The sequence below is a fragment of the Streptomyces caeruleatus genome (genome assembly GCF_001514235.1).
Lineage (GTDB): Bacteria > Actinomycetota > Actinomycetes > Streptomycetales > Streptomycetaceae > Streptomyces > Streptomyces caeruleatus.
Map to the genome: position 1 here is coordinate 1,091,635 of NZ_KQ948924.1, position 18,222 is coordinate 1,109,856.

14 protein-coding genes and 1 pseudogene are annotated in these 18,222 nt (G+C 71.2%); 7 read left to right on the forward strand and 8 right to left on the reverse strand.

Features of this window, described 5'->3' with window-relative positions; all coding sequences use genetic code 11:
- Positions 1-53 precede the first annotated feature (53 nt).
- From pucL to AQJ67_RS04780, 5 genes are all read right to left on the reverse strand, one after another.
- Entirely contained in the window at positions 54-977 is a 924-nt protein-coding gene (pucL, locus tag AQJ67_RS04760; protein WP_062716675.1) for a factor-independent urate hydroxylase, read from the reverse strand.
- Positions 978-982: 5 nt separating this feature from the next.
- Positions 983-1,375: a hydroxyisourate hydrolase gene (gene uraH / locus AQJ67_RS04765; RefSeq protein ID WP_062716676.1), complete on the reverse strand. Its 393-nt coding sequence runs from the start codon at positions 1,373-1,375 to the stop codon at positions 983-985.
- Positions 1,376-1,379: 4 nt separating this feature from the next.
- Positions 1,380-1,892: a 2-oxo-4-hydroxy-4-carboxy-5-ureidoimidazoline decarboxylase gene (uraD, locus tag AQJ67_RS04770; RefSeq protein WP_062716677.1), complete on the reverse strand. Its 513-nt coding sequence runs from the start codon at positions 1,890-1,892 to the stop codon at positions 1,380-1,382.
- Positions 1,893-2,026: 134 nt separating this feature from the next.
- A complete protein-coding gene (locus AQJ67_RS04775) occupies positions 2,027-2,395 on the reverse strand; it encodes a helix-turn-helix domain-containing protein (protein WP_062716678.1) in 369 nt (122 codons plus the stop codon).
- Positions 2,392-2,643, reverse strand: coding sequence for a YkoF family thiamine-binding protein (locus AQJ67_RS04780; protein WP_062716679.1), 252 nt, complete (start codon positions 2,641-2,643; stop codon positions 2,392-2,394). The genes AQJ67_RS04775 and AQJ67_RS04780 overlap by 4 nt, the downstream gene beginning before the upstream one ends.
- A 135-nt stretch (positions 2,644-2,778) precedes the next feature.
- Between AQJ67_RS04780 and AQJ67_RS04785 the strand changes: the two genes are divergently transcribed.
- The 3 genes from AQJ67_RS04785 to AQJ67_RS04795 all read left to right on the forward strand — a co-directional run bounded on the left by AQJ67_RS04785 (position 2,779) and on the right by AQJ67_RS04795 (position 6,339).
- Positions 2,779-3,636 carry a TIM barrel protein gene (locus tag AQJ67_RS04785; protein ID WP_062716680.1) on the forward strand — a complete coding sequence of 286 codons (858 nt, stop codon included), beginning with the start codon at positions 2,779-2,781 and terminating at the stop codon, positions 3,634-3,636.
- A gap of 143 nt (positions 3,637-3,779) precedes the next feature.
- Complete coding sequence (locus AQJ67_RS04790) at positions 3,780-4,670, forward strand: 2-hydroxy-3-oxopropionate reductase (RefSeq protein ID WP_062716681.1); 891 nt, start codon at positions 3,780-3,782, stop codon at positions 4,668-4,670.
- A 211-nt stretch (positions 4,671-4,881) separates the two neighbouring features.
- Positions 4,882-6,339: a catalase gene (locus tag AQJ67_RS04795; protein WP_062716682.1), complete on the forward strand. Its 1,458-nt coding sequence runs from the start codon at positions 4,882-4,884 to the stop codon at positions 6,337-6,339.
- Between the two features lie 631 nt (positions 6,340-6,970).
- Here AQJ67_RS04795 and gcl read toward each other — a convergent pair.
- Complete coding sequence (gene gcl, locus AQJ67_RS04800) at positions 6,971-8,755, reverse strand: glyoxylate carboligase (protein WP_062716683.1); 1,785 nt, start codon at positions 8,753-8,755, stop codon at positions 6,971-6,973.
- A 1,214-nt stretch (positions 8,756-9,969) separates the two neighbouring features.
- Between gcl and AQJ67_RS04810 the strand changes: the two are divergent.
- Together AQJ67_RS04810 and AQJ67_RS04815 are read left to right on the forward strand one after the other, a co-directional pair.
- Positions 9,970-10,359, forward strand: a pseudogene (locus AQJ67_RS04810) (hypothetical protein); the annotation flags it as partial.
- Between the two features lie 41 nt (positions 10,360-10,400).
- Positions 10,401-10,952, forward strand: a complete 552-nt coding sequence (locus AQJ67_RS04815; RefSeq protein WP_062716684.1) for a GNAT family N-acetyltransferase — start codon at positions 10,401-10,403, stop codon at positions 10,950-10,952.
- Positions 10,953-10,967: 15 nt separating this feature from the next.
- Here AQJ67_RS04815 and AQJ67_RS04820 read toward each other — a convergent pair whose 3' ends face one another.
- Positions 10,968-12,578, reverse strand: coding sequence for an AMP-binding protein (locus AQJ67_RS04820; protein ID WP_425264136.1), 1,611 nt, complete (start codon positions 12,576-12,578; stop codon positions 10,968-10,970).
- On the reverse strand, positions 12,554-14,224 hold the full coding sequence (locus tag AQJ67_RS04825; protein WP_062716686.1) for an AMP-binding protein: 1,671 nt from the start codon (positions 14,222-14,224) through the stop codon (positions 12,554-12,556). Before AQJ67_RS04825 ends, AQJ67_RS04820 begins: the two co-directional genes overlap by 25 nt.
- 129 nt (positions 14,225-14,353) lie before the next feature.
- Here AQJ67_RS04825 and AQJ67_RS04830 point away from each other — a divergent pair, with 129 nt between their 5' ends.
- Both AQJ67_RS04830 and AQJ67_RS04835 read left to right on the forward strand, forming a co-directional pair.
- Positions 14,354-15,193 carry a helix-turn-helix transcriptional regulator gene (locus tag AQJ67_RS04830; protein ID WP_062716687.1) on the forward strand — a complete coding sequence of 280 codons (840 nt, stop codon included), beginning with the start codon at positions 14,354-14,356 and terminating at the stop codon, positions 15,191-15,193.
- A gap of 156 nt (positions 15,194-15,349) precedes the next feature.
- Entirely contained in the window at positions 15,350-18,175 is a 2,826-nt protein-coding gene (locus tag AQJ67_RS04835) for a helix-turn-helix transcriptional regulator (protein WP_062716688.1), read from the forward strand.
- The last annotated feature ends 47 nt before the right edge of the window (positions 18,176-18,222 follow it).

An 18,222-nucleotide genomic window follows, 5' to 3' on the forward strand; every position in this document is an offset into this window, starting at 1 on the left:
CCGGGTCCGCGGGGAGGCGGGTTCCCCGGTCACGGGTGCCGAAAGGGGATGGATCAGAGGTTGGTGAGGTCCATCGGGATCTTCGCCTCGCAGCCGTCCCGCAGGATGGTGGCCTCGATCAGGCCGTAGGGGCGGTCGGCGGCGAAGTACACCTCGTTGTCGTTCTTCAGCCCGAAGGGCTCCAGGTCGACGAGGAAGTGGTGCTTGTTCGGCAGCGAGAAGCGGACCTCGTCGATCTCGCTGCGGTTGTTGATGATCCGCGAACCCATCTGGTACAGGGTCTGCTGGAGGGAGAGCGAGTAGGTCTCGGCGAAGGCCTGGAGCATGTGCTTCCTGGTCTGCTCGTAGGACTTCTCCCAGTTGGGCATCCGCTGCTCGTCGTCGGTCCAGTTGAACCGCCAGCGGCCGGAGACCTGGGTCGCCAGGATGCGGTCGTACGCCTCCTTGAGCGTCGTGTACTTGTCCTTGACGTAACCCCAGAACTCGGAGTTCGTCGAGTTCATCACGACCAGGTCCTTGAGGCCCGAGACGACCTCCCACTTCTCACCGTCGTAGGTGATCTGCGTGACCCTGGTCTCCTGGCCCTTGCGGACGAAGGAGTGCTTGACCTCGTCGGCGCCGATGAACTGCGAGTTGGCGTCGGAGGCGTCGATCCGCTCCCAGGCGTACTCCTCGATCCGGATCCGGGCCTGGTGGATCGGCTCCTGCGAGGTGACGAAGTGACGGGCGAGGTGGATGCCGAACTGCTCGGCGGACTCGATGCCGTACTCCTTGGCGAACGCGTACACCGTGTTCTTGGTGGTGTCGGTCGGCAGGACGTTGGCGTTCGAGCCGGAGTAGTGGACCTCGTCCATGTCGCCGGAGAGGGCGACGGAGACGTTCAGGTCCTTGATGTGATGGGTGGCGCCGTCCCGCGTGATCTTTACGACTCGGTTCTCGGCCTTGCCGTACTGGTTCTGTCCCAGGATCGTGGGCATGTCTGCTAGCTCCCTCGGTAAACGGAGTAGCCGAACGGGTTGAGCAGCAGCGGTACGTGGTAATGCTCCCCAGGCTGCACGGCGAAGGTGATCGCCACCTCGGGGAAGAACACGGCACCGCTGTCCCGATTCGCGGGGGCGTCCTGCTGCGCATCGGCTTGCTTCTTCTCGAAATACGGCTCGACGGCGAAGTCGAGCCGTACGTGTGTGGTCCCCTCCGGCAGCGCCGGGAGGTCCTTGCACCGCCCGTCCGCGTCGGTCGCGGAGCCGCCGAGCGTCTGCCAGCCGGCGTCCCGGCCCGTGCGGGCGGAGAGCTGGACGGCGACGGCCTCGGCGGGGCGGCCGACGCTGGTGTCCAGGATGTGGGTGGACACGGAGGCGGTGGTGGCGGTGCTCATGGGGTCAGGCTTCCTCTTCGACGATGCGGGCGAGCCGGATACGGTTGATCTTGCCCAGCTCGGTGCGGACGATCTCCCGCTCCTGCTCCGGCGAGTTGCCGATCCGTTCCTTGACCGCGTCGCGCATCTGCTCGCCGGTCCGGCCGGTGGCGCAGATCAGGAAGACATGGCCGAACCGGTCCTGGTAGGCCAGGTTGAGTTCGAGCATCTCCGCCTTGAGCTCCTCGGAGGCGCCGGCCATGCCGCGCTGCTCCCGGGCCGAGGTCGGGTCGCCCGGCTTGGGGCGGCCGATCGGCGGGTGCCCGGCCATCGCCTCCTGGAGGTCCTCGGCGGTCAGCTCGGCCGTGGCGGCGTCACTGGCCTCGTAGAGGTCGTCGGCGGTGGCGTAGGGGCGGGCGGCGAGCAGCCGCTTCGCCCATGCCGTGGAGGCGCACGCCTCGTGGAGCGCGGCGAACGCCGCGTGCTCCTCCAGGGCGTTGAACCGGGTCAGGCCCGGGGGCGTGGAATTCGACGTCACGGGAGCCTCCGTGGCCGCGCAGGGCCTTCGTACTGAACGGGCGTGCCGATAGCTAACGCCCTACGACGACGAGACGTCAACACTTTGTTGAAAATTCGCGGCGACGAAACCGGGCGGGCCCCCCGCCGACCACCTCAGGCGTTCTTGTCCCGGTTCAGGTAGTTGTAGACGGTGAAGCGGCTCACCCCGAGCGCGCTCGCCACGGTCTCCACGCCGTGCCGCACGGAGAAGGCGCCCCGCGCCTCCAGTATCCGTACGACCTCCTGCTTGGCCTTGCGGTCCAGGTCGGCCAGCGGCCGGCCCTTCCTGCGCTCCATGGCGGCCAGGATGTGGTCCAGGGAGTCGGCGAGCTGGGGCAGCCGTACGGCGACGACGTCGGCACCCTGCCAGGAGAGCACGACGTCCTCGGGGCCGGCCTCGTCCGGCGGGAGTATCTCGCCACCCATGGCGTCGACCAGCGGCTTCACGGCCGCGATGAAGGGCTCGCCCCCGGCGCCGGTCACCGGTCGCCCTCCCCGACCACGTTGAGCTGGAGGGAGATCCGGGTGGCACCGGCCTCCAGGCTCCTGCGCAGCAGGGCGTCCACGGCGGTGAGCACGGCGTCGGCACCGCCCTCCGCCGTGTTGCCGAACGGACCGACGTCCACCGCGTCCAGCGCGGCCGCCTCGATGACCTCGCGGGCCGCCAACGCGTGCGCGGGCGCCTCGTCGAGATCGAAGGGCTCGGTCGTGAACTCCACTCTCAATCGCACGCGGTCAACCTAACGCGCGGCGCCGCCTTCCGCCGAGCCCTCTTGACAAGCTGGGACACACAACGGCAATCTTCCAATAAGCAGAAACTAACTTCCGCAATACGGAAACTTGACACGGAAGGGAGCGCCGGCGATATGCCAGTCTTTGAATCGGACACAGCCGCAGAGCAGCGCTTCAACGTCAACCTGTCGATCCTCTTCACGGAACTCCCGCTCCTGGAGCGTCCCGCGGCCGCCGCCGCGGCCGGCTTCACCGCGGTCGAGCTGTGGTGGCCCTGGGTCGACTCCCCCACCCCCGAGCAGTCCGAGCTCGACGCCCTGAAGAAGGCCATCGAGGACGCGGGCGTCCAGCTCACGGGGCTGAACTTCTACGCCGGTCAGCTGCCCGGCCCCGACCGCGGCGCCCTGTCGGTCCCGGGCGAGGAGTCGGAGAAGTTCCGCGCCAACATCGACGTGGTGGCGGACTTCGCGGCCTCCCTGGGCTGCAAGGCGCTCAACGCCCTGTACGGCAACCGCGTCGAGGGCGTGGACCCGGCCGAGCAGGACGCGCTCGCGCTGGAGAACCTGGTCCTCGCGGCCCGGGCGGCCGACCGCATCGGCGCGATCCTGCTGATCGAGACGCTGAACAAGCCGGAGTCGCCGCTGTACCCGCTGGTCAGCGCCCCGGCCGGCGTCGGCGTCGTCGACAAGGTCAACGAGGCGACGGGGCTGGGCAACGCGAAGTTCCTCATGGACCTGTACCACCTGTCCATGAACGGCGAGGACCTGCCGGCGGTGATCGAGCAGTACGCCGCGAAGACCGGCCATGTGCAGATCGCCGACAACCCGGGGCGCGGCGCGCCCGGCACGGGGGCGCTGCCGCTTGAGGAGCTGTTGGGCCGGTTGCAGAAGGCCGGTTACGAGGGCTGGGTCGGGCTTGAGTACAAGCCGGGTGACCGTCCGAGTGCGGAGGCGTTCGGCTGGCTGCCGGTGGAGCACCGCGCCGGCCGCTGACGGCGCCGGCCCTGAGGGGCTGCCCCCAGACCCCCGCTTCGGCCCCGAAAGGGCCTCGTCCTCAAACGCCGGACGGGCTGAATTTCGCTGACCGGCATCTATTCGTTTGCGCACCACAGCAGTTCAGAGAGGTACCCCCAATCATGAGCAACCTCCCCAAGATCGCCTGGATAGGCCTCGGCATCATGGGCTCCCCCATGTCCGAGAACCTGATCAAGGCGGGCTACCAGGTCACCGGCTTCACGCTGGAGCAGGACAAGCTGGACCGCCTGGCCGCCGCAGGCGGTGCGGTGGCCGCCTCGATCGCCGAGGCCGTGAAGGACGCCGATGTCGTCATCACGATGGTGCCGGCCTCCCCGCAGGTCGAGGCCATCTCCTACGGCCCCGACGGGATCCTGGAGAACGCGAAGTCCGGCGCGCTGCTGATCGACATGTCCTCGATCACCCCGCAGACCTCGGTCGACCTGGCGAAGGCCGCCAAGGCCAAGGGGATCCGCGTGCTGGACGCCCCGGTGTCCGGCGGCGAGGCGGGGGCCATCGAGGCCGTGCTGTCGATCATGGTCGGTGGCGAGCAGGCCGACTTCGACACCGCGAAGCCGATCCTCGAAGCCCTCGGCAAGACGATCGTGCTGTGCGGGCCGCCCGGCTCGGGTCAGACCGTGAAGGCGGCCAACCAGCTGATCGTCGCCGTGAACATCCAGGCGTGCGCCGAGGCCGTGGTCTTCCTGGAGAAGTCCGGCGTGGACCTGACGGCCGCGCTGGACGTCCTGGGCGGCGGCCTGGCCGGCTCGACCGTGCTGACGCGGAAGAAGGACAACTTCCTGAACCGCGACTTCAAGCCCGGTTTCCGCATCGACCTGCACCACAAGGACATGGGCATCGTCACCGACGCCGCCCGCAACGTCGGCGCCGCCCTGCCCGTCGGCGCCGTCGTCGCCCAGCTGGTCGCGTCCCTGCGTGCGCAGGGCGACGGCGGCCTGGACCACTCGGCCCTGCTGCGGGCCGTGGAGCGCCTCTCCGGCGCCCAGGTCTGACCAGGTCCGACCGCACCCCGAGACTTCCGGGCGGCGCCCCCGCTGACATCTGTCCTGTCGCGCCCAGGCGGGGGCGTCGCCCGGAATCAACCGCTGCAAACAACTTCAACAAACTGTTGACGTTCAGATTCTCCCACTTCTAGGCTCCATCAAGCGGAAAGAGTTTTCCGCTGCCACCAGCACGGAAGTGCCACCGCACGGAAGGTCCACGATGTCGAAGCGCGTGCTCACGACCGAGGCCGGCGCCCCGGTCGCCGACAACCAGAACTCCGCCTCCGCCGGCGTCGGCGGCCCGCTCCTCCTCCAGGACCAGCACCTGCTGGAGAAGCTGGCGCGCTTCAACCGCGAGCGGATCCCGGAGCGCGTGGTGCACGCCCGGGGCTCCGGCGCGTACGGCCACTTCGAGGTGACCGACGACGTCACCGGCTTCACCCACGCCGACTTCCTGAGCGCGGTGGGCAAGCGGACCGAGGTGTTCCTGCGCTTCTCGACCGTGGCCGACAGCCTCGGCGGCGCGGACGCGGTGCGCGACCCGCGCGGTTTCGCGGTCAAGTTCTATACGGCGGAGGGCAATTACGACCTCGTCGGCAACAACACCCCGGTGTTCTTCATCAAGGACCCGATCAAGTTCCCCGACTTCATCCACTCGCAGAAGCGCGACCCGTTCACGGGCCGTCAGGAGCCGGACAACGTGTGGGACTTCTGGGCACACGCCCCGGAGGCCACGCACCAGGTGACCTGGCTGATGGGCGACCGCGGCATCCCGGCGTCGTACCGCCACATGAACGGCTACGGCTCGCACACCTACCAGTGGACGAACGCCGACGGCGAGGCCTTCTTCGTCAAGTACCACTTCAAGACGAACCAGGGCGTGCGCTGCCTGAGCGCCGAGCAGGGCGCCGAGCTCGCGGGCAAGGACCCGGGCTCCCACCAGACGGACCTGCTGCAGGCCATCGAGCGGGGCGTGCACCCGTCGTGGACGCTGTACGTCCAGCTCATGCCGGCCGCCGAGGCGGCGGACTACCGCTTCAACCCGTTCGACCTCACCAAGGTCTGGCCGCACAAGGACTACCCGCTCCAGCGCGTGGGCCGTCTCGTCCTCGACCGCAACCCGGACAACGTCTTCGCCGAGGTCGAGCAGGCCGCGTTCTCCCCGAACAACTTCGTGCCGGGCATCGGCCCCTCCCCCGACAAGATGCTCCAGGGCCGTCTCTTCGCCTACGCGGACGCGCACCGTTACCGCCTGGGCGTGAACCACACCCAGCTGGCGGTGAACGCCCCCAAGGCGACGAGCGCGCGGAACTACGGCCGTGACGGCCTCATGGCGACCAACTCCCAGGGCCGTGCCGCGAAGAACTACGAGCCGAACTCCTACGACGGCCCGGTGGAGACCGGCCGCCCGCTGTCGGCCCCGCTGGCCGTGACCGGCCACACCGGCACCCACGAGGCCCCGCTGCACACCAAGGACGACGACTTCTTCCAGGCGGGCGAGCTGTACCGCCTCATGTCCGCCGAGGAGAAGTCCCGCCTGATCGCGAACATCGCCGGCGGCCTGTCCCAGGTCTCCCGCGACGACGTGATCGAGAAGAACCTGGCCCACTTCCACGCCGCCGACCCCGAGTACGGCAAGCGCGTGGAGGAGGCGGTCCGCGCCCTGCGCGAGGACTGAACCCCCGGGCTGCGTCCGACTCCTGACGGGAGGTCATGAGCCGGACGCACCGCCCGCGCCACAGCGCCGATCGACCCGGATGAGGGGTGGTCGACCGGCAACGGGGCGCGGGCAACGTGAGGACCGCGGCGGCGTGCGAGCCAGTGCGGTGGTGAAGGTCCGGGCCTCCTTCTCGACCAGAGGGAAGGAGCCCCCGGTTCCGTCGCTGCCGCCGCGGTCCCGAGCCTCCCCCCAAAGACCCCGTCCGGCGGCGCGAACGTCCTGTCGCGCCCAGCCTCGCACCGTCGGACGGCCACAACCCCCTACCTCACCGGCCGAAGAGCGCCGGGTACGGACGGTCCCGTACCCGGCGCTCTTCGGTGTTCCCCGAGCCCTACCGGCGTACGCCACCGGTCGTACGCCCTCTACGCAACCCTCAAATCAACCTCTGAACACACGTCGCGAGGCTTCAACCGCGCCCGGTGCAGGGCACATTGTTCTCACACGAGGCCCGCCGACACGGGGGCGGCGGGCCTCGACGGGGGAGCACGGTTCACGGGGGAGCACGGTTCACGGGGGAGCACGGAAAAGGGGCGGTCCGGCCTTTCGGCTGGACCGCCCCTTCGGTGTCCGGGCGGGTGGAGCGGGCGTGTCAGACCTTCAGGGTCTTGATGGACGTGGGCGCGTGCTCCGGCTCCGTCGCGAGCTCCTCGAACTCGACGACGTTGCTGATGTCGTTGGTGGTCGACATGGCGATGTTGGTGACCCGCTCCAGGATCGCCTCGACGACGACCGGCACCTGGTGCTCGGCGGCGAGCTTCTTGGCCTGCTCCAGGGCCGCGCCGAGCTCCGCCGGGTCGGTCACCCGGATCGCCTTGCAGCCGAGGCCCTCGGCGACCTTGACGTGGTCGACGCCGTAGACGCCGAGCTCGGGCGAGTTGATGTTCTCGAACTCCAGCTTGACCTGGAAGTCGATGTCGAACGCCCGCTGCGCCTGACGGATCAGGCCCAGGTAGGAGTTGTTGACGAGGACATGGACGTACGGGATCTTGTGCTGCGCCCCGACCGCCAGTTCCTCGATCATGAACTGGAAGTCGTAGTCGCCGGACAGGGCGACGACCTGCGCCTCCGGGTCGGCCTTGGCGACGCCCAGGGCGGCCGGGACGGTCCAGCCGAGCGGGCCCGCCTGACCGCAGTTGATCCAGTGCCGCGGCTTGAAGACGTGCAGCATCTGGGCGCCGGCGATCTGCGAGAGGCCGATGGTGGAGACGTACCGCGTCTCCGGGCCGAAGGCCTTGTTCATCTCCTCGTAGACACGCTGCGGCTTGATCGGGATGTCGTCGAAGTGCGTACGGCGCTGGAGGGTGGCCTTGCGCTCCTGCGCGGACGCGGCCCACGCCGAGCGGTCGGGCAGCTTGCCGGCCGCCTTCAGCTCCCGTGCGACCTCGACGAACAGCTCCAGGGCCGCCTTCGCGTCGGACGCGATGCCGTAGTCCGGGGCGAAGATCTTGCCGATCTGGGTGGGCTCGATGTCGACGTGGACGAACTTGCGTCCGGCCGTGTAGACGTCGAGCTTGCCGGTGTGGCGGTTGGCCCAGCGGTTGCCGATGCCGAGGACGAAGTCGGACTCCAGGAAGGTCGCGTTGCCGTAGCGGTGCGAGGTCTGCAGGCCCACCATGCCGGCGTTCAGCTCGTGGTCGTCGGGCAGCAGGCCCCAGCCCATCAGGGTCGGGACGACCGGGGTGCCGGTCAGCTCGGCGAACTCGACGAGGAGTTCGGCGGCGTCGGCGTTGATGACACCGCCGCCCGCGACGATCAGCGGCCGCTCGGACTCGTTGAGGAGCGTGATCGCCTTCTCGATCTGGGCTCGGGTCGCGGCCGGCTTGTACGCCTGGAGCGGCTCGTACGTCTCCGGGTCGAACTCGATCTCGGTGAGCTGGACGTCGATCGGCAGGTCGATCAGGACCGGGCCGGGACGGCCGGAGCGCATCAGGTGGAAGGCCTGCTGGAAGACGCCGGGGACCTGGGCGGCCTCCAGGACGGTCACCGCCATCTTGGTGACCGGCTTGGCGATCGAGGCGATGTCGACGGCCTGGAAGTCCTCTTTGTGGATCACGGCGGTCGGTGCCTGGCCGGTGATGCACAGGATCGGGATGGAGTCGCCGATCGCGGAGTACAGGCCGGTGATCATGTCGGTGCCGGCCGGGCCGGACGTGCCGATGCAGACGCCGATGTTGCCCGGGTGGGTCCTCGTGTAGCCCTCGGCCATGTGCGAGGCGCCCTCCACGTGGCGGGCGAGGGTGTGGTTGATGCCCCCGGAGGCCTTGAGGGCCGCGTAGAAGGGGTTGATCGCCGCACCCGGCACGCCGAACGCGTTGCTGACGCCCTCGCGCTTGAGGATCTCGACTGCCGCTCGGGCAGCGGTCATACGAGCCATTGAGTACTCCTGCTTCGGCTGTCGGATTCGCACTCCCGTCGCGCCCCGCGGTGAGCAATTCCGTGACGATGTCGGTTCCGCACTGATTTCCACATTGCGGAAACACTTTTCTACTATCTGGAAGCAATGTAGGTGGGCCGGTGAAGGCCGTCAAGGGGCGGACAACCGGGCGCCCCCTGGAGGACGATGGGAGCGCTGTCCCGATACGAGGGCGTCCTGGAGTGGCCATGTCCGAGAGCGTGCCGCTGCGCTGCCCGGCCTGCCGCCGGGAGCATCTGTACGCGGCACCCGTCTACCCGTGCGCCTGCGGGGTGCCCGTCGCGCCGACGCTCGACCCGCACGGGGTCGCGACCGCCGTCGTCCATCGGACCTGGGACGACGAATGGGTCCGCGTGCGCTGCGCGGAGTGCGGCCGTGAGAACGAGTGGCCCCGTCCGGAGCTGGGGTGCCCTTGCGGGGTGCTGCTGCGGGTGGGGGTGGTGGAGACGCCACGGGGCGAAGACGAGGCCACGGGCCCAGGCGGCGCCGGAGACACCGGAGACACCGGCGCCGGGACGGCGGCCACGAGCCTGGCCCCGGTCACAGGACCAGCCCCGATCCCGAGCACGGACGCGAGGCCGAGGACGGACGCAAGCCCGGGAACGGACGCAAGCCCGGGGACGGACGCAAGGCCGAGGACGGACGGAGAAAGGGACGTCGCCGGAGCCACGCACAGCCAGGCGGGCGCGGAAGCGGCCCCGGGCACGGGCACGAACCTGGGCGCGGGCGCGAACCCGGGGGCGGACGTGAACGCGAGCTCGGGTCCAGGCACGGAGGTGGACGCGCAGGCAGACCCGAGCGCTGACGCGGGCCCGGCTCCGGACCCGGGCGCAAACCCGGGGGCGGACGTGAACGCGAGCTCGGGTCCAGGCACGGAGGTGGACGCGCAGGCAGACCCGAGCGCTGACGCGGGCCCGGCTCCGGACCCGGGCTCGAACCTGAGCGCGGGCGCGAACCCGGGGGCGGACGTGAACGCGAGCTCGGGTCCAGGCACGGAGGTAGGCGCGCAGGCAGACCCGAGCGCTGACGCGCCCCCGGCTCCGGACCCGGGCTCGGGTTCGGACCCGGGCTCGGGCTCGGACCCGGACCCGGGCTCGGAAAAGAAGCCTCCGCCGGCCACCGACGTACACCCCGACACGCGCACGCGCACAGGCGCCGACACCCCGGAGCGCCCCACCCCCCGCCGCCCCTTCCAGCCCATCACCATCCGCACCGCCCACGACGCCGTCACGGCCGCCGCCGTCTATCTGCGCTGGCTCGGCTACCGGGACATCCGCCGCGCCGACCAGCGGCCACCGACCGGCATCGGGATCGCCGCGCACGGGCTGCTCGCGCAGGTCGATCCGACCGTGGCGCCGGCTTCGCTGCGGGACGTGGAGTGTCTGTGGCTGACCGCGATGACGGAGTCCGCGGACTGCGTCTACTTCTCCCTCGCCGGGTACGCCCCCGACGCCCGCGCCCGCGCCGACTCGCTGGGCGTGCCGCTGTTCGTGCTGGACCTCACGGGCACGCCCCAGCCGGTCAACAGCCTCGCCGACGACCTGGACGCGGAGGGCGCGCGGTAATCCGTTCGCGCTGGGGGCCGACGTCGACGGACACTCGGCCCATGCGTATCCGCCCCGCCACGGCCGACGAGCTCCCGGTGCTCCAGGACATCGAGCGCGCCGCGGGGGCCGCCTTCCGCGAGCTCGGCATGGCGGCCGTCGCCGACGACGAGCCGCCCGCCCTCGACGTCCTGGACGGCTACCGCCGGGCGGGCCGCGCCTGGGTGGCCTGCGACGCCGACGACCGCCCGGTGGGTTATCTCATCTGGGAGCCCGTCGACGGTGCCCTGCACATCGAGCAGGTCTCGGTGCACCCGGACGCCGCCCGCCGGGGCCTGGGCCGCGCCCTCCTCGCGTACGCCGCCGACCGCGCACACGAGGAAGACCTGGCCGCCCTCACCCTGACCACGTTCACCGAGGTCCCGTGGAACGCGCCGTACTACGCCCGTCTAGGCTTCCGCACACTGGCCGAGACCGAGCTCACCGCCGGGCTGCGCAGGATCCGCGCCCACGAGGCGGAACTCGGCCTCAACCGCTGGCCGCGCGTGTGCATGCGCCGCGACCAGCGGAACCGGCCGGCGACCAGGGCCTGTCGTTCGGCGACGCCTGCATGATCCAAACGACAGGCCCTAGGCCGGGGCGGTCCCGTACTTCTGGCGCAGTTCCACCTTCCGCACCTTCCCGGACACCGTCATCGGGAAGGACTCCAGGATCCGGAGCCGGCTGGGGATCTTGTAGTGCGCCAGCTGCCCGTCGCAGAAGGCCCGTAGCTCCTCCAGTGTCAGCGGATCGGCCGCGTCGCGCGGGATGACGCAGGCCAGTACCTCCTCGCCGTAGCGCTCGTGGGGGACGCCGACGACCTGGACGTCCGCGATCTTCGGGTGGCCGTACAGGAACTCCTCGATCTCCCGCGGGTAGATGTTCTCGCCGCCCCGGATGATCATGTCCTTGATGCGGCCGACGATCTCGACATAGCCGTCCTCACGCATCACCGCTAGGTCCCCGGTGTGCATCCAGCGCCCGGCGTCGACGGCCTCGGCGGTCTTCTCGGGTTCGTTCCAGTAGCCGAGCATCACGCTGTAGCCGCGGGTGCACAGCTCGCCCGCCGTACCGCGGGGCTGGGTCACGCCGGTCGCGGGGTCGACGATCTTCACCTCGATGTGCGGCAGGACGCGGCCGACCGTGCCGGTGCGGTGTTCGAGGTCGTCGTCCCTGCGGGTCTGGAGCGAGACCGGGGACGTCTCGGTCATGCCGTAGCAGATGGAGACCTCCGCCATGTGCATCTCGGCGACGACCCGCTTCATCACCTCCACCGGGCAGGGTGAGCCCGCCATGATGCCGGTGCGCAGGGTGGAGAGGTCGTACGACGCGAAGTCGGGGAGGTTCAGCTCCGCGATGAACATGGTGGGGACGCCGTACAGGGACGTGCAGCGCTCCTGCTGGACCGCCTCCAGCGTGGCCCTCGGGTCGAAGGACGGGGCCGGAATCACCATGCAGGCGCCGTGGGACGTGGCGGCCAGATTGCCCATGACCATGCCGAAGCAGTGGTAGAAGGGCACCGGGATGCACACCCGGTCCTGCTCGCTGTAGGCGATCAACTCCCCTACGAAATAGCCGTTGTTGAGAATGTTGTGGTGGGAGAGGGTGGCTCCCTTGGGGAACCCCGTGGTGCCGGACGTGTACTGGATGTTGATGGGGTCGTCGCAGGACAGCTCCTCGAACGGCGCCGGTGTCGCCCGCGCGACCAGTGCCTCCCAGCTGGGGTCCCCGATGTACACGGTCTCGCGCAGCTGCGGGCACTTGCCGCGCACCTGCTCGACCATGGCCCGGTAGTCGCTCGTCTTGTGACTGACGGAGGCGAAGAGGAGGGAGATGCCGGCCTGGTTGAGGACGTACTCGACCTCGTGGGTGCGGTAGGCCGGGTTGATGTTCACCATGATCGCGCCGATGCGGGCCGTGGCGTACTGCACCAGGACCCACTCGGGGCAGTTGATCGCCCAGATGCCCACCCGGTCGCCCTTGGCGACCCCGCTCGCGAGCAGCGCGTACGCCAGCTCGTCCACGTCGGCGGAGAACTCGGCGTAGGTCCAGCGCCGCCCGGACGGCACGTCGACCAGCGCCTCCCGGTCAGGCCAGGCGGCGACGGCCCGGTCCAGGCTGGCTCCGATGGTGTCGCCGAGCAGCGGCGTGTCGCCGGTCCCGTGGGTGTAGGAGTTCACCGGAAGTCCTCCTCGCGGTATTCGGCGTCCGACCCGGCGGCGGTCGCCTCGCGCAGCTCGATGCGGCGGATCTTGCCGGAGACGGTCTTGGGCAGTGGCGCGAACTCCAGGCGGCGGACGCGCTTGTAGGCGGCCAGGACCTCCCGGGAGTGCTCGAAGAGCACCTTGGCCGTGTCCGGCCCCGGCTCCCAGCCCTCCGCCAGGACGACGTACGCCTTCGGCACCGCGAGCCGCACCTCGTCCGGCGCGGGCACGACGGCCGCCTCGGCCACCGCCTCGTGCTCCAGCAGGGCGCTCTCCAGCTCGAACGGGCTGATCTTGTAGTCGGAGGCCTTGAAGACGTCGTCCGCGCGGCCGACGTAGGTGATGTAGCCGTCGGCGTCCCGCGAACCGATGTCCCCCGTCCGGTAGTAGCCGCCGGCCATCGCCTCCGCCGTACGGTCGGCGTCGCCGTGGTAGCCGGTCATCACGCCGACGGGGCGGGCGGACAGGTCGAGGGCGATCTCGCCCTCCTCGGCTCCCGGGGCGCCGGAGACCGGATCGAGGAGTTCGACGCGGAAGCCGGGGCTGGGGCGGCCCATCGAGCCGGTCTTCAGGGGCTGGCCGGGGCTGTTGGAGACCTGGACGGCGGTCTCGGTCTGCCCGAAGCCGTCCCGGATGGTCACGCCCCAGGCGCGCCGGACCTGCTCGATGACCTCGGGGTTCAGGGGCTCGCCCGCCGCCACAACCTCGCGGGGCCGGGTGCGCAGGGCGCTGAGGTCGGCCTGGATGAGCATGCGCCAGACGGTCGGCGGGGCGCAGAAGGTGGTGACGCCGGCGCGGTCCATCTCGGCCATCAGCCGGGCCGCGTCGAAGCGGGTGTAGTTGTGGATGAAGACGGTCGCCTCGGCGTTCCACGGGGCGAAGAGGTTGGACCAGGCGTGCTTGGCCCAGCCGGGCGAGGAGATGTTCAGGTGCACGTCGCCGGGCTTGAGGCCGATCCAGAACATGGTGGCCAGATGCCCGATCGGGTACGAGGCGTGGGTGTGCTCGACCAGCTTGGGGCGGGCGGTGGTGCCGGAGGTGAAGTACAGCATCAGGGGGTCGTCGGGGGCGGTCGGCCCGTCGGGGGTGAACTCGGCGGAGGCGGCGTAGGCGTCCTCGTACGTCTGCCAGCCCTCGCGCTGCCCGCCGACGCTGATCCGCGTGTACCGGCCGGGCACCTCGTCGAACTTCCCGGTGTCCTCGGCCCGGACCAGGACATGCCGGACGCGTCCGCGTTCCACCCGGTCGCGCAGGTCGGCCGGGCCGAGCAGCGGGGTGGCCGGGATGACGACGGCGCGCAGCTTCATCGCGGCGAGGGCGGTCTCCCACAGCTCGGCCTGGTTGCCGAGCATGACGAGGACGCGGTCCTCGGCACGGACGCCCCGCGCGCGCAGCCAGTTGGCGACGCGGTCGGACCGCTCGGCCATCTCGGCGAACGACAGCCGGACCTCGCTGCCGTCCTCCTCGACGATGTGCAGCGCGAGGCGGTCGTTTCCGGCCGCGACGACGTCGAACCAGTCGAGCGCCCAGTTGAACCGGTCGGGTCGCGGCCAGGCGAAGCCCTCGTAGGCCGTCGCGTAGTCCTCGCGGTGGTCGAGCAGGAAGTCCCGCGCTCTGCGGAACTGCTCCGTCCCCGTAGTCATCTGTCCTCCTGATTGACCGGACCTTGCCGGGCGGCTCTCTGTCATCGTGTAATCCGTGACGTGGGTCTCACTACCCCCGAACGGGGGTGTGCGCTCGGGAAACAGCGGTGAAAGGGCGAGCACGTGGCAGTGGACGCGGCCGCATCGGTGGAGATAAGGGGCGCGCTGGTACGCCTGCGCCGCTCGACGGGTCTGCCGGTCGCCTTCGGCGGCATGGTGGAGCCGGGGCGCCCGCGGATGCGCATCAGCGAACTGAACGGCACGGCGACCGAGTCCCTGAGCAGACTCGCGGTGACCGCCGGCAACGGCCTGGGCGGCAAGGCCGTCGCCCTCGCCCGCCCCTGCGCGGTCACGGACTACTCCGTCTCCCGGCAGATCACCCACGAGTACGACGCCGCGGTCGCCGCGGAGGGGCTGCGTTCGGTGCTGGCGATCCCGGTCGTCGTACGGCGCCGGGTGCGCGGCGTCCTGTACGGCGCCCTGCGCACGGCCCAGCCGCTCGGCGACCGCACGCTGACGGCGGCCGTGCAGGCGGCGCGGGACGTGGAGCAGGCGCTGGTGGTGCGGGACGAGGTGCGGGGCCTGCTGGCGGCGGCCCGGCCGGCGCCGTACGACGACCGGGGCGCCGCCTGGGAGCAGGTCCGCGAGGCCCACGCGGCCCTGCGCGCGCTGGCTCCCCGCATCAGCGACCCCGCCCTGCGCACGGACCTCCTCGACGCGTGCGGCCTCCTGACCCAGGGGACGCCCGCCCCACCGCCCGACCACCGCCCCACCGTCCAACTGGCCCCCCGCGAAGTCGACGTCCTGAGCTGCGTCGCGGCCGGCGCCACCAACGCGGTCACCGCCGAGCACCTGGGCCTCCGCACGGAAACAGTCAAGAGCTACCTGCGCTCGGCCATGCGCAAACTCGGCGCCCACACCCGCGGCGAGGCGGTGGCTGCGGCACGCCGGGGCGGGTTGCTGCCGTAGGGGCTGAGGTGGGGCCATTCATTCATCCGCGCCTTGAATTTCCCCCTGCCGATCGCGAACCCTGCACATCTGTTATTTGGCTCACCATGTCGGCAGTCCGAATTTCAAAGATCCGTTGCCTAATATTGGCCCGGACACGACACACGGAGGGGAGCGGTGACCGTGCGACGGGACTTCAAGGAGCCTGCCAGATGCCGCCCCGACCTGGTCATCGGCAGGGAGGAGCTGTTCACGGCGGCGCGTGAGCAGCTCGGGCGGGGTGGCAGCGTGCTGCTTCACGGGCCCGCCGGAATTGGGAAGTCGACCGTCCTGCGGGCATTGGCCGCGGAATACGGCGGGGCGGCGCGCACCGTGTTGCGCTGCTCGCCCACGGAGTCCGAATCCCACCTTCCCTTCCTCGCCCTGGCCGACCTCCTCGGCCTGGTCCTGGACGAGGTGTCCGAGCGGCTCCCCGCCGCCCAGCGCACCGCCCTGGAGTCGGCGCTCACCGGCCGCGGCGAGTCCACCCTCCAGCGCGACGGCCTCGCTCTGCGCCTGGCCGTGCTGTCCGCCCTGCGCGCCCTCGCCGACACCGGCCCCGTCCTCGTCGTCGCCGACGACCTCCAGTGGCTGGATCCGGCCAGCGCCGAACTCCTCGGCTTCGCCGCCCGCCGGCTCGGCGACACCCCGGTGCGCATGCTCTTCGCGGTGCGGACCGAGGGCCAGGAGTACGACCGCCATCTACGCGCGTCCCCGCCGGACACCCTCGCCGTACGGCTGGGCCCCCTCTCGCGCGCCCAGCTGTCCGCCCTGCTCGACCACCGCGGCTACACCGGCCTGCCCCGCTCCACGGTCCGGGACATCCACCGCACCAGCGGCGGCAACGCCCTGTTCGCCCTGGAACTGGGCCGCGCCCTCGCCGAGAACCCCACCCCGCCCCGGCCCGGCGAGCCCCTGCCGGTGCCCACCTCGCTGCGCGCCCTGGTGCTGAACCGTCTGGAGATGCTGTCCGAGGAGGCCCGTCGCACCCTCCTCGTGGCGAGCGCCGGCGCCCGCCCGACCGTGGCCCTGCTGCACGCCGCCGGACGCGACAACGCCGAGGCCGAGACCGCCCAGGCCGCCGCACTCGGGCTGCTGGCGACCGAGCCCGAGGGTCCCGCCGTACGGTTCGCGCACCCGATGGTCTCGGCCGCGCTGTACGCGGAGGCGCCCGCGCAGGAACGCCGGGCCGCGCACGCCGCGCTGTCCACGGCGGCCTCCGACCCCATCGAACGCGCCCGGCACCTGGCCCTCGCCACCCACGGCACCGACCCGGAGGTCGCCGCCCGCCTCGCCGAGGCCGCGGCCCTGGCCCGGGACCGGGGCGCGCCGTCGGTGGCCGCGCAGCTGGGGCTGCTCGCCGCCCGGCACACGCCCGCGGACAGCGTGCCGAGCCCGGAAGTGGTGCGGCTGGCCGCGGCCGAGGACGCGATCACCGCGGGGGAGCTGGACCTCGCCCGGGACATCGCCCGGGAGGTGCTGAGCCGCACGGCCGTGCCCGAGGACCGGGTGCGGGCCTGGATCATCGTGATCGACACGGCGGGGCACGCCATGACGGAGGTCGACGCGATCTTCCCGCAGGCCCTGGCCGACGCCGGCGACGACCCGAGGCTGCTCGCCCTGGTCCACTACCAGCTCACCTGGCGAGCCCTGCTCGTGGAGGGCGACTTCGACGAGGCCCGCGGCGAGGCGGCGTACGCGGCGGAGCTGGCCGCACGGGCCGGCGACCGGTACACCGAGCTGATGGCGCTCGCCTTCCAGGCCCAGATCGAGACGCTGATGGGCCACGCGGACGCACCCGCGACCATCCGGCGGGCGCTGGAGGAGCCGCAGGACCCGAGGGTGGCGTGCCACCACAACGGCGCCGGCTACTCCCGGTTCCGCTGGCTGATCATGAGCGACCAGCTGGCCGAGGCCCGCGCGACGGTCACCGCCCTGCTGCGCGAGGTGCGCAGGCGCGGGTCGGTCGAGAGCGAGGTGCACTTCCTGCGCGGGGTGGCCGAGACCGAACTGCACTCCGGGCACTGCGGGCGCGCCCTGGACCTGGCCCGGGAGAGCCTGCGCCTCGCCCGTGACACGGGGATCGGCGAGGTCGCGTCCGCCGTGCTGACCTCGCTGGCGGAGGCCGCGGGCGGCGAGGTGGACCGGGCGCTGGCGCTGGCGCGGGAAGCGGTGGAGCACGCCGAGGAGGACGGCGACCAGATGTACGTCTCGCGCGCTCTGGCCGCCCTGGGGCACGCCCAGTTGGTGGCCGGGGACGTGGAGGCGGCCGTCGTGTCGCTGCGCCGGGTGCGCGAGGTGGAGCAGGGCCTCGGCATCACGGACCCGGCGCGCGGCCGCTGGCACGGCGACCTCGCCGAGGCGCTGGTGCGCAGCGGGGAGTTCGCGGAGGCGCGGGACGTCATCGACGTCACGCGCGAGGTGGCACTGCGGCTGGACCGCGGATGCGTCCTGGCCGTCCTGGACCGGGCCGAGGCGCTGCTGCGCGCCGCGCGCGGCGAACGGGACGCCGCGGTGGCCCAGTTGACGTCGGCGCAGGACCGGCTCGGCAAGCTGGGCTACAGCCTGGAGGAGGCCCGGGCCGCGTTCGCCCTGGCCCGGCTGCGCACCGCCACTCCCGGTCCGACGTCGTACGACGAGGCGGCCCGGCTGTTCCGCCGCTGCCGGGCGCTGCCCTGGCTCCGGCAGGTCGAGGCGGCCGCGCGTCCCGTGGAGTCGGCCAACGCCCCCGCGGTCGCGCCGCCGAGCGGTCCCGACGGACTGGCCGCTCTGGACGGGCTCGCCTCGATGGAGCGTCAGGTCGCCGCCCTGGTCATGGAGGGCGCGACGAACCGGGAGATCGCCGCGCGCCTGTTCATCAGCGTCAAAACGGTCGAAGCGACACTGACCCGCGTATACCGCAAGCTCGGGATCCGATCCCGGGTCGACATCGTCAGACTGGCGGCGGGTCGCCGTACGACGTGATTTCGCGGTGCCGTACGAACGTGAGTTCACGGTGCCGTACGACGTGA

Coding starts and splice junctions, on each gene's coding strand:
- pucL (WP_062716675.1), bottom strand. CDS start 977: ATGCCCACGATCCTGGGACAGAACCAGTACGGCAAGGCCGAGAACCGA.
- uraH (WP_062716676.1), bottom strand. CDS start 1,375: ATGAGCACCGCCACCACCGCCTCCGTGTCCACCCACATCCTGGACACC.
- AQJ67_RS04785 (WP_062716680.1), top strand. CDS start 2,779: ATGCCAGTCTTTGAATCGGACACAGCCGCAGAGCAGCGCTTCAACGTC.
- AQJ67_RS04790 (WP_062716681.1), top strand. CDS start 3,780: ATGAGCAACCTCCCCAAGATCGCCTGGATAGGCCTCGGCATCATGGGC.
- AQJ67_RS04795 (WP_062716682.1), top strand. CDS start 4,882: ATGTCGAAGCGCGTGCTCACGACCGAGGCCGGCGCCCCGGTCGCCGAC.
- gcl (WP_062716683.1), bottom strand. CDS start 8,755: ATGGCTCGTATGACCGCTGCCCGAGCGGCAGTCGAGATCCTCAAGCGC.
- AQJ67_RS04815 (WP_062716684.1), top strand. CDS start 10,401: ATGCGTATCCGCCCCGCCACGGCCGACGAGCTCCCGGTGCTCCAGGAC.
- AQJ67_RS04825 (WP_062716686.1), bottom strand. CDS start 14,224: ATGACTACGGGGACGGAGCAGTTCCGCAGAGCGCGGGACTTCCTGCTC.